We start from the raw sequence: 11,403 nt of genomic DNA, 5'->3' as shown, positions 1-11,403 counted from the left end.
CCGGGTGCCTCGATGGAGCAGGAGCACTGCTGCGACTGCGGAACGTTCTTCATGACGCTGTCGACATGTCGACCGCAGCCAGCCCAGGTGGTCTTACCGCATGCCGGACACGGGACGGGGTAGCACATGGCGGTCCTTTCTGGCGGGTACATCCCAACTCTGGCACATACCTAGGGGGGTATGCAAGTGCCCGTGGGGGTATGAGGGAAGGGGTGGGCCGGAGCCGATCGGTAGACGGCAGTGGTCTTGCCGGATTAAACGCGAGGCTGTGCTGGCGGCGGCAGAAGGCGTTTGATGGTCGCCAGTCTGCAAATGCGGTTGTCCCTCAGGGGTTGATGCTCCACGCACGCGCGAGTTGCGACGCTATCGTCCGCGAGTTTCTGCGAACCCGCGCAGTTGCGTCCCACTTCCATTCCCACACCCAGGCGGGTCCGGACGGGAGCATCCCGGCGGTGGCGAGCATCGGAGACAACGGATTCGGCGGCATCCATGATGAATGCCCGCGCGAGGGGCAAACGAACCTATCCAGGTGGGTACGCACGTTTGCGTGGACGACCTGTAGATCAGCGTGGCGGTTAGCATTGCGCAGGCTGAAACGACTCGTGCACGCGGCCCTGAAGGGAATGAATATTGTCCGAACCCGCGACACCATCGACCGGCGACGACTGGATCGAGACCGAGCTACAGAGAGTCAAGGACGAACACGTTCATGACCCACGAGACGATTGGTACACCGAGGACGATCTCGTGGAGAACGGGTATCGCCGCGAAGCCCTGGTCGATCTGTTCGGTCACCCGATTCCAGGACATGACGGGGTCCCCGGGTGGACAGTCTCATCGGTAGCGAAGATCGAGCAGACCCAGTTGGCACCTGCCTACGAGCTGCTTCGGTCGGCGTTCGGCACCTTCGATGACGAGGCCGACACGATGACCAGTCGCGTGTTCCACTACTACAACTAGTTCCGCAACTAGTTCCGCACGAGTCGGTCGACGGCCGACGAGGCCAACTCCTTCAGCTCATCGGCGAACGGACCGAAGTCCATCACGTCCGGGGCGTGCGCGTCTTGGCAGCGTCGAGGCGGTAGAGGCGCGAGAGAACTCCGTCGTCGACCTGCTCGGGACCCACTCCAGCGCAGACCACCTCCGAGCGAAGTTACGTGACGAGAACGGCTAGCTAGGTATACTCGAAACACTCTGTCTAGCAGACTGTTTGAGCCCTCACCTGACATAATATCTGTTATCGGCCATGATTATCATTTTCAGTAAAGGCTCTTGCATCGGGTCCCGACGCGACCGTTAAGAGCCACGGCATTCGTCACCGCGCAACGCCGGTTCCCCTCCCAGATACGCTCGCCGACGACAGCGTCCAGGTCGACGACTTCGGAGCCGATCGCCGTCCCGCCACTTGCTCCAGTCTCAACTGCCTAGGTCGGACATCGACCCTGCGAACTGAACACCGAGGTTGTCGATCGCGTCCACAGAAGGGGGATTCCACGCCGGTGGCAGCTCGATTGCCTCGTCGCGTTCTAGTCGAGACATTGACGGATACGACGTAATCATTCCGCTGGTGATCCATTCGACCACCGCCGCGCCCACGTCGCTGTCCCTGCCGAACCCTGTGACCGTCCCCAGCATGCAGCCGATCTCGATAGTCGCGAAGTGAAATCTCTCCGATATTTCAACTCCGTCGACCATACGCACTTTCGGCAGCGCGACTGATCCGCGGTGCGTGTGGTTGCGCCAGCTTGAATGCAGCACGGCTAACGTGACGACCCAACCGCCGGGAATTTGATCCATCACTGTCCGCCGGTCGCGGGGATCAACCGTCGGTGTGGGCTTCTCCGAATTCGGCTCAGCCATATGGTCAACTACAGCGGTTTTGACCAGCCAGCGGCGCACAACATCGACCTCAGCGCCCGTAAGAGTGGCCTCCCCGGAAATAAGCCGGCGGAGAACCGGATTCGCAGCAACTTCGAGCTCGCTCATCCATCCCGAGTTGCACTCACGGCAGACCCGACGTGAAGTGATGTCGAACATTGCCACCGGCCGAACGGCCTTCCCGCCTTTCAGCTGACCGGACTTATCGGTCGCGCTTGCGTAGGTGTGATCCTCAGCGTGCCTGACCGTGTCGCGAAGCGATCGGGCGAACACGTGTTCTTTGCTGAGCGACACCTCAGGCGCAGACCGTCCGCAGAAGTCGCAGGCTCGCGGAGTGTTCATTTTCGCATCCTCTTCCAGTTCTGCGGATGCACACCCGCTTTGAGAAAAGACAAGGTCAGCATAGTTGCGTGAGGCCAGCGAGCGAGCTGGGCCTTGGGCGACCGCTGCCACTAGATGTTGGGCCTCAAGGATGCGCCTGAGGCTACATGTGGGGTCCACCCAGGCGTGTCGTGTCCGATCTGTCGGACTCAACGCCTAGACTGACGCCTGCAGAAATGCCTGAAGCCTCGGGCATAGACGCCGAGGCTTCAAGTGTTGGTCGATCGTGGTTGACTTCCGACTCTAGGACTCACGGTGTCCCGCAACAAATCGACGCGCTGTAGTTCCAGTGAAGTCTCGGTCTGCAGGAGACCTGGATGCGCGAGATCTGGAGGAGCCACCTTGGCTACTTCGAAGCCCATGAAGTCAGGAACCAAAGCCCCGAGTTCGGGTCAGGTTGAAATCGTCGGACCTCGCGGCGGTCGCACCGGCGACGAGCGGACCACCACCAAAGGCAATCCACTGCCTCCGACCCCCAAGGCCGGCCAGGGCTACATCATGGTCGATCGCACCAAGAACGGCGCAGGCCGCAGCAAGTAGATCCACCGCTTCAGGCGAACAACCCACATCTCGGAAGGGGCGTGGGTTGTTCGCATTTACTAAATTGCGTTGGCTCGCCTCGGTCTTGACGTTGACCTACGACGGAAGCGCCGGCCCCGACGTCCAGGCGGTATGGACGTCGGACTTGAAGTCTTCGCCCTCCACACTCGCGGCAGTTGGCCGTCTCAAGCGTCCGCTGGCTGATCGATTGCCGCCTCGTAGAACGCGTCTGCCAGCGCCATGATGACAGCACTGATACCCGGGCCGTCGCTGAAAAAGTAGTCGGCCATGGTGTTGTGGGCATTCTGATTGTCGACGACCGCCTCGGTGACCGCCGCTTGGAAGTCCTGCGACTCGACGAACTGCTTCTTTGAGTTCACTCGTGTCTGGTTCACCAAGTCCGGATTGGTCAACAGTTGATGTACCAGTCCCTGTACGAATTCACGGACCTGGGCCGCGGAGAACGACTCGGCTCCGAATAGGTCGTTCATTTTGTCGATAACGACCTGCAGGGCAACGTATTTCGGGTCCTTCCGGCTACCGGTGCCAGCGGAGCTGATGCCTTTGAGCTCGCCGTCCCCGGTCAACGAGATGTCGACCGCACCGGCCTTGGTGTGTTTGACCCCGACCAAGATCACATCCGACAGGTCCACCTCCGCGGCCCAGGACGAGTCCGCGATGAGCTTGTCCAACAGTCGCAGGAAGATCGACAGCATCTCCATGAACGGGTCGCCGTAGTCGACGATCTGACTCATAAAGTCATACAGCCGGACGTAGGTGGAAACGTCCTTGCGAAAGAGATCGAGAGTGTTCAGTGCAACGGTGTCGTCGGCCTCGATGGCTGCCGCGTAGCGGCGAGCGAACTCGTTCTTAGCCGGGCTCATCGCTGCCGACAGTGCGTTGTGGCCCTTGCGTGTGACCCACAGTTCAGCGACCTGGCGCACATGCTCCGGCGTGTAGATCCCCGACTGCGCAAGTTTGGTGGCCAAGTGCGCGACGACGTACGGGTCGGTCTCGGTCTCCAGTCTGGCACCCGTGAAGTACGGCTCGAACGCCACCCTGATGTCCTCGGGCTTGTTCACGAAATCGATCACGAACGTCTTGCGTTTGCGTTCTCCGCCAGCCGTGCGGTGCGTGCGGTTGAGCCGGGACAAGGTCTGCACGGCAGTGACTCCCGAAAGCTTCTTGTCCACGTACATTGCCGTTAGTAACGGCTGATCGAACCCGGTCTGAAACTTGTTGGCGACCAGCATGATCTTGTAGGTCGTGCCCTTGAACGCGGCAGCCAGATCCGAACCCGCACCGGGATTGAGGTTGGGTTCGGTGAACTCGTCGTCTTTACTCGGCTGCGGCCCCCACCCCGAGGCCCACTCCTCGTTCTCGTCCATCGTCACCGAACCGGAAAACGCCACCAGCGTCCGGTAGTTGTACGACGCATCCTCGGCAGACCGCTTGTCGATGTAGGCATCGATTGCCTTCTTGTACTTCACCGCAGCCTTGCGGGAGTCGGTCACGACCATCGCCTTGGCTTTGCCCTCCAATAAATGCGCGACGTTGGCGTGGAAGTGCTCGACGATGATCTGGACCTTCTGAGCGATGTTGGTCGGATGCAACCTGACCCATCGCATCAACCCCTTGCGAGCAGCGGACTCTTCCACCTCTCTGCCGTCGCCGCTTTCGGCTTTGCCGGCGATCTTCAAGGCGGTGTCGTAGGTCTGGTAACCCTTGAGGACGTCGAGGATGTACTCCTCCTCAATGGCTTGGCGCATCGAGTACAGATGAAACTCCACCGGTTTGCCGTCAGGGCCCGGCCGGCCGAACAGCTCCAGGGTCTTGTTTTTCGGTGTCGCGGTGAACGCGAGAAAAGAGATGCTCTCCGATTCGGCGCGCGCAGTCATCTCCGCCGCCAGGATCGTCTCGACGTCGACCTCCCCGCCTTCCTCGATCTCCTGGACTTCCTCGGCGGTCAGCACAGCTTTGAGCTTGGAGGAGATTTGACCGGACTGCGACGAATGCGCTTCGTCGGCGATCACCGCGAAACGGCGGCCCTTGAGCGAGGAGTCCTTGCGGATCTCCTCAAGCGCGAAAGGGAAGGTCTGCACGGTCACCGCGATGATCAGCTCATTGTTCTTCAAAGCCGTTGCCAGCAAACCGGATTTCGATTTCGCGCCCGCCTTGCGGACGTCCTCCGGGCTGATCGTGGCCACGATCTTCCCCGACCCATCGATCTGGCGTATCGCGTCCTGCAGTTGCCCGTCGAGCACGGTGCGGTCCACCACGACGATCACCGAGTCGAACACCTTCTTGTCGCCGACGTGTAGCCGCGCCAGCCGGTGCGCGGTCCAGGCGATGGTGTTCGTCTTGCCCGATCCTGCCGAATGCTCGATCAGGTAGCGCTTGCCCACCCCTTCTTCGCGCACCGCGGCCACCACGTTCGTCACCGCCTCCCACTGGTGAAACCGGGGGAAGAGCATGCTCGTGCGGCGTACCGACGTCCCGGTCGCCACGTCCCACTCCTGCTTGGTCTCCACGAGCATCAGCCGGCCGATGATCGTAAGCCAGGCGTCCTTTTCCCAGACCCGCTCCCACAGGTAGGCCGTGGCCGACCGACCGCCCTCAGCGGGCGGGTTCCCCGCGCCGCCTTTGTGGCCGACGTTAAACGGCAGAAAGTGCGTCGTGGTGCCTTCGAGTCGGGTGGTCATCGCTGCGAGGTCGTTGGAAACTGCGAAGTGGACCAGCGCTCGGTGACCGAACGAGAGCAACGGTTCCGGCCGCCCGTTGGTCATGGGGCCTCGGTCCTTGCGGTACTGGCTGATGGCGTTGTCGAGAGACTGGTTGAAGTCGGTCTTGATTTCGACGGTGGCGACCGGGAGGCCGTTGACGAAGAACACCAGGTCGATGCTGCGTTGGTCGGCGGTAGAGAAATGCACCTGCCGCATCACCCGTACCCGCATCGCGGCGTACTGCTCGTTGCTGGTGGCGTTCAAGCTCGTTTCGGGGCGGAATTGCGCCACCTTGAGCCGGCCGCCGCCGATGTACTGCACGCCATTGCGCAGAATGTTCAGCGTCCCGCCGCCGTGTTCGAGGGGCTTGTCGAGGGCGATGGTCAGCACGTCGAGGAACTTCGCCTGCGACCCGGCAGCTTTCAGTGCTCTTTCATACGCCGGCTGTTGGGTCTGCTTCAGCCACGCGAACAGGTCCTCGGGAAACAGTGCCCGTTCCCGGTCATAGCCGGTGTCTTTCGGCGAATACAGCCAGCCGTGACCATTGAGGTACTCGCAGATCTCGGACTCGAACACGATCTCGTGGTGAACGGCCATCAGACAGTCTCCCGTACGTCGATTTGCCCCGTCACTGCGGCCGTGATCAGCGCCGATCGCCGTTCCTTCGAGAGCTCGATGAATCGCTCCGTCTCAGCGATGAGTGTGTCGATCTTGTCAGTCTGACCGTTGAGATACGCAGTAATGCGGCGCTGCACAGAGAGACCTGGAAGCCAAATCGGCGTTGTACGCAAGATTGGGAGCCGAACATTTGCCACCGTTGAGCCATTGACCGAGAGTAGAAAGTGGTCCTGCACACGATTGGAGTAAAGCTGCCACATTAAAAAATTTCCCACACAAACCGTGGGGTCGATCCGCAGCAGAACCATCCGCTGGCCCAGGCAGAGCTGATCGCTGGGAACCATGCATGCTTCACCAGCGGGTGCCTCACGTGTGAACAGGACGTCTCCGATGGATGGTGCGCCTCCCGCATTCCGAGCCTTCCATGTGTCTGCGTCGACAGGCAATCCGTTTCCCGGGCGAAACTTTCCGTTACGGACGGAGGAGGTTCGAACTGCCTCGTATGCACCGAAGTCTGAGACCTCAGGCGTGGTGTGCGGGCAGTCGACGACGTCGATGCAGGCGTTCTGCAACCGGACGTTTGGGACGTGATCGCCAAAGACGCTGTCAATGAGCGAGTGGCGACGCTCGCGGAGTATTTCGATCAGGCACCGCTGCTCCTCTATGAGCGTGTCGATGTGGGCGGTCTCGTGGTCGAGGTAGTCACAGACTGCACGCTGATACTCGACGGGTGGCAGGGGAAGAGGAATCCGAGCGAGCTTCTCGGCGGTGAGGTGTGGCATCGAGACAACGTTGGAGTAGGCGCGAATAAAGCCGCTCGCTCGTAGCGCGATCAGGTAGAACGCGATGAATCGGCCGTCGGCGTCCCCGATCGGTCGCAATCGGTTGATCGAGTTCTGGAATCCCCAGCCGGACAAGTCCTCGCCAACATACGCGGCGCGGCCGAATCCGCCTTGGCCGCCCTCGACGACGACAACGTCACCCGTCCGGATGCTCAACTTCTCCAACTCGGCAGCGCTGAACCACATCTCGTTCACGTCATCGAGGGCCAGCAGGCCGTCAGGTTGCACGTTCGCGGCGCGCATATATGGGGCAGTCACGTCGCTGCCTGAGTCCTTGCTCTGCAGCATCTTGCCGAGCGTCACAGTTGCAGCGTTCTTGATCAGGCCCCTCTGCCACCCATCCGGCAAAGAAACCCACAATGGCCCCGTCACTGCTCTACCTGTCGAAGTAGGTCGAGGATCTTGCCGACCTGTTTGTCTAGATCAGCATCGATCTCAGCGAGTGACCGCGGTGGGAGGTACCTATAGAAATGGCGCGTAAAGGGGATCTCGTAGCCAGTTTTGGTCTTCGTCCAGTCGATCCAGGCGTTGGGGGCATGGGGCTGTACTTCAGCCTCAAAGTAAGCCGCGACAACCTCGGTGATACCGGCTGCTCCCGCGGTGGAGCCGCCATAAGTGAACGGCACGTTCTCGGTGTCGCGCCTCTTGGCGTCCGGCTTGGGATCACCTTTGCGATCGGTAACTAGATTTCCGCCGTCGTCCAGCAGTGGCCGCTCGACGGTCACTGTCCAGTAGCCGAACTCGTCGTTGCGCAGCACCTTGGAATGGTGAGGATCGGCGTCAGTAAAATCGGCATACAGTTTCACGACCTCGGCGCAGTCACTCTCGCTGAGTTCGCGGTTCTTGGAGCCGAGGTTCTTGCGCATTTTGGTCCAGAACGACGTGCCGTCGACGAGCTGAATTAGACCCTTTCGGTCGGGGTGCTTGGTGTTGTCAAGGATCCAGATGTATGTGGAGATGTCGGTGTTGAAGAACATGTTGGTCGGCAGCGCAACGATGGCCTCGACGAAATCGTTCTCCAACAGCCATTTTCGGATATTTGACGGCCCAGATTCAGCGCCGCCGCTGAAGAGCGGCGAGCCGTTCAAGACAATGCCGACACGGCCGCCGCCGTCCTCGGGGGCGCGCATCTTGTGTGCCAGGTGAAGCAGGAAGAGCATCTGCCCATCCGACGTCGACGGAAGGCCGGGGGCGAACCGGCCGTACGGGCCTGCTTCGGCGTGCTCCTTTTTGACTGCCTTGGCGTACTGCTTCCAGTCGACCCCGTAGGGCGGATTGGCCATGCAGAAGTCGAACTTTCGTGTTTTGAATGCGTCGTCGGTGAGAGTGTTTCCGAACGCGATATTGGTCGAGTCGTGGCCCTTGGCGAGCAGGTCGGACTTGCAGATCGCATACGACTGCGGGTTGTACTCCTGGCCGTACAGGCTCAGCTTTGCATCGGGGTTCTGCGCGAGCAAGTGCTCCTCGGCGAGGGTGAGCATGCCGCCGGTGCCCGCAGTCGGGTCATACAGCGTGCGGACGATGCCTGCCTCGGTCAGGTCAACGTCTTTCTCGGCGAAGAGTAGGTCGACGAGCAGCCGGATCGCGTCGCGCGGAGTGTAGTGATCGCCGGAGGTTTCGTTCGCGGCCTCGTTGAACTTACGAATGATGTATTCGAACGCATCGCCCATGTCGGCGTTGGAAACGACCCCTGGATGTAGGTCGATGGCCTTGAAGGATGCGATGACCTCACCCAACAGCTCTGACTTTTCCAGAGCGAGGATCTCCTTCTTGAAATCGAAGTACTCGAATACGTCGACGTCGGGCGAGAACCGATCGATGTAGTCGGTCAGGTTGTTTGCCAGCTCGTCAGGCTCGTTCAGGAGATTGGCAAAGGAGTAATTCGACGTGTTGTAAAACGGCCGGCCGGTGGCCTTCTTGACCTCGACCTTGAGCCGGTTGGGGTTGTCATACCGTGTCGCGAGCTCGCGCACCACCTCCCGATCAGGCTCGATGATGGCGTCGAGGCGGCGCAGGATCGTAAGCGGGAGGATGACGTTGCCGTACTGGTTAGGTCGGTATGGACCCCGAAGATGGTCAGCGATCGACCAGATGAAACTACCGAGGGTGCTCACAACGCTCCTTACGAAATCACTCATTCATGACTGCTGCAGACCTCGCGGCGCACTCCAGCAGTTGACGTATCAAAGGGCATCATCGCAGCAACACCAGGCACAGCCGTCACACCCCGCCAAACGAAGCGATCGCGACTGGCCCTGACGACCGTGTTCAGCGAAACATCCTGAGCACAATGGGGCGGCCGGTTATCTGTCAAAGTTTCTCTATCGACCAGCGGTCTACGACTTTGAGACGCCGCAACGAAGACCCGTCGGCGGCTCCCTCGCCGTTGTGGCACACACGCCTATTCAGGGCCCACTACCCTTTCTGGGCCTGACATAAGGGCTCCTTATCGGCCGCCCATGATGAGGCCTGCTGGTCACTCCCCGCGGCTTTCGACGTCCTTCGTCAGGCGTGACTGGTACCGACTGTGCGCGGGGCACCGACTGTTCGTTCGCAACCCGTGAGCACGAAGTCCGCTCCACGGCGTCTCCCTACGACGTAGCCAGGCGCGCCGACGCACCATCAGAGGGGTCCTCGGAGCGAGGTGCTGTTGCCGTCGAATGCGTCCGAGAGGGCGTCGGGGTCGCCTCCGGCGTGCGATGCGATCCCCGATGACAGGTGCGCCGTGCCTCGCTCGAAGTTCGCGCACGCTGCGGTCAATCGCCGCTTCGTGTACCGCCAGCGCCGCGTGGTCGACGCAGGCGGTTGCCTCGATGGCCGTTTGGCGCTGCTACTGCGGTCGAAACACGGTCGCGGTCACGGTCGAGCGATGTTTTCCTCTCACCGAGCTGATGGAAGGGGCAACTGCTTGCGTCGTCGGAAGTCTGCCAGTGGCCGACACCGACTCGAATGTCAGGGCGCGCCGGCGACGGCCCGGCCGGTGCGACTGTGTCGGTAGGCCGACAGTCGCAATGCCCGCAGCCATTCCGGTTGCGGCCGCACCTCGGTGGGACTGTTGAGTACCGGATCGAACGCGTCGATTTCGTCCTCGGGCGGTACGAGACCTGTCGAGTGCACCACCGCGACCGGCGAATGCGCCGGACTCACAGGCATGTTCGATCACGAAGCTGACTTTGTCGTGTGCAACAGCGGTTCTGATGTCGTCGATGCTCATACCCTCGATGGCCGGACTGGTGATCCGTGCCCGCAGCCACCACATGTCACCTCGGTACTTCAGAGCCATCAGTGAGGACAGGTGGGCGGAGTTCCACGACGCCGATGGCCACGGCACCATGCGCACGATCCGTCCGGTGGCAGATCCTGCGAGCAGTAGATCCCACGGTGACCCGCCCTGTTCGGTCGGTGGTAGGCGAAGGGACAGGCCCGCAACGTCCGGTAGGCCGGACGGCACACCGATTCCTTTCGACACTCGTACCGACACAGCGCACGAGCGCAGAGGCAGTCCCGACTCCTCCGCAAGCAAGCGCACCAGAGCGCCGTCGAATTGGACACCGTCCGGGTGAAAAGCCCGCGCCGACCGCAGAGTCGATGCGACGCGGAACGGCAGACCCAGCACAGTGGCGATCATTGTGTGTCCTTGCTGCGCGGCCGGTGTGCGCGTACGACGACGAGAGTTTCGGTATCGGTGCCGGGTTCGATGCGGCCTTGCGCGGCGAGCCAGTGCGATCGAGCGTGCATGACCGGCCCGAAGCGGTGTTGGTGCTTGGCCACCACCCGGGCACCGAAACCGTTGTCGGACAACATATCGACGGTTCGGTCGGGGTTTGCGCAATCGGACTGCACCAGCAGCAGCACTCCCCCCGGCGTGAGCAGTCGGAGCGCGTGTGTGCACAGTTGATCGAGCACGACTCGGCCGTCGAGGCCGGCGTCCCACGCACGGGCGAGGCCGGTCCCGGTCGGCACGGTCGGTGAGGGTACGTACGGCGGATTGCACAGCAGCACGTCGAACCGCGCCAGTGCCAGTGCCTCGGCGAAGGAGCCGAGTCGGACATCGACGTCCACGCCCGCCGTGCGGGCGTTACGGGCCGCGCAGGACACAGCTCGCTCGGAAAGGTCGAACGCGACGACCTCGCGGGCCCCTGCGCGCGCCGCTGCGATGGCGACCGCCCCGCTCCCGGTGCACATGTCCAATACCCGCGCACCGCCCGCGACGCCGGATGCTGTCATCGCCTCGCACAGCATCCAGGTGTCGTGTTGCGGTGCGTACACACCCGCTGCCACCTCGATCTGCAGGTAGCGGGGATCAACCGTTGTCATCGTCGGGCTCCTGTGCTGATAGGGCTGAACTCGCTGGGCAAAGGATCATTCGCGGCGGAGCGACCCAGGAACTTGTCGAGCTATTGCCCGGACCGTCCGCGATT

The 11,403-nt window shown here is 61.6% G+C and carries 8 protein-coding genes; 2 read left to right on the top strand and 6 right to left on the bottom strand.

Annotation, left to right across the window (positions count from 1 at the left end):
- Positions 1–630: 630 nt before the first annotated feature.
- Positions 631–960, top strand: coding sequence for a hypothetical protein (locus RHODMAR_RS24610; protein ID WP_008720241.1), 330 nt, complete (start codon positions 631–633; stop codon positions 958–960).
- A gap of 456 nt (positions 961–1,416) precedes the next feature.
- On the opposite strand, the gene RHODMAR_RS24605 is transcribed toward RHODMAR_RS24610, so the two are convergent.
- The gene (locus tag RHODMAR_RS24605) at positions 1,417–2,220 is read right to left on the bottom strand and encodes a hypothetical protein (protein WP_008720239.1); all 804 of its coding nucleotides are present in this window, start codon (positions 2,218–2,220) and stop codon (positions 1,417–1,419) included.
- Between the two features lie 381 nt (positions 2,221–2,601).
- On the opposite strand from RHODMAR_RS24605, the gene RHODMAR_RS24600 reads away from it, so the two are divergent.
- A complete protein-coding gene (locus RHODMAR_RS24600) occupies positions 2,602–2,799 on the top strand; it encodes a hypothetical protein (protein WP_232433754.1) in 198 nt (65 codons plus the stop codon).
- Positions 2,800–2,984: 185 nt separating this feature from the next.
- Here the strand turns inward: RHODMAR_RS24600 and RHODMAR_RS24595 are convergent, their stop codons facing one another.
- The 5 genes from RHODMAR_RS24595 to RHODMAR_RS24575 all read right to left on the bottom strand — a co-directional run bounded on the left by RHODMAR_RS24595 (position 2,985) and on the right by RHODMAR_RS24575 (position 11,299).
- The gene (locus tag RHODMAR_RS24595; protein WP_008720237.1) at positions 2,985–6,119 is read right to left on the bottom strand and encodes a type I restriction endonuclease subunit R; all 3,135 of its coding nucleotides are present in this window, start codon (positions 6,117–6,119) and stop codon (positions 2,985–2,987) included.
- Positions 6,119–7,285, bottom strand: a complete 1,167-nt coding sequence (locus RHODMAR_RS27160) for a restriction endonuclease subunit S (RefSeq protein ID WP_157226201.1) — start codon at positions 7,283–7,285, stop codon at positions 6,119–6,121. The genes RHODMAR_RS24595 and RHODMAR_RS27160 overlap by 1 nt, the downstream gene beginning before the upstream one ends.
- A gap of 65 nt (positions 7,286–7,350) precedes the next feature.
- On the bottom strand, positions 7,351–9,096 hold the full coding sequence (locus RHODMAR_RS24585) for a type I restriction-modification system subunit M (protein ID WP_008720232.1): 1,746 nt from the start codon (positions 9,094–9,096) through the stop codon (positions 7,351–7,353).
- A 716-nt stretch (positions 9,097–9,812) separates the two neighbouring features.
- A complete protein-coding gene (locus tag RHODMAR_RS24580) occupies positions 9,813–10,610 on the bottom strand; it encodes a hypothetical protein (RefSeq protein ID WP_051048265.1) in 798 nt (265 codons plus the stop codon).
- The gene (locus tag RHODMAR_RS24575) at positions 10,607–11,299 is read right to left on the bottom strand and encodes a HemK2/MTQ2 family protein methyltransferase (RefSeq protein ID WP_008720230.1); all 693 of its coding nucleotides are present in this window, start codon (positions 11,297–11,299) and stop codon (positions 10,607–10,609) included. The genes RHODMAR_RS24580 and RHODMAR_RS24575 overlap by 4 nt, the downstream gene beginning before the upstream one ends.
- Positions 11,300–11,403: the final 104 nt, after the last annotated feature.

Origin of the sequence: Rhodococcus sp. AW25M09 (assembly GCF_000333955.1) — a bacterium.
Taxonomy (GTDB): domain Bacteria; phylum Actinomycetota; class Actinomycetes; order Mycobacteriales; family Mycobacteriaceae; genus Rhodococcoides.
This window is presented reverse-complemented; position numbering and strand designations above follow the sequence as displayed.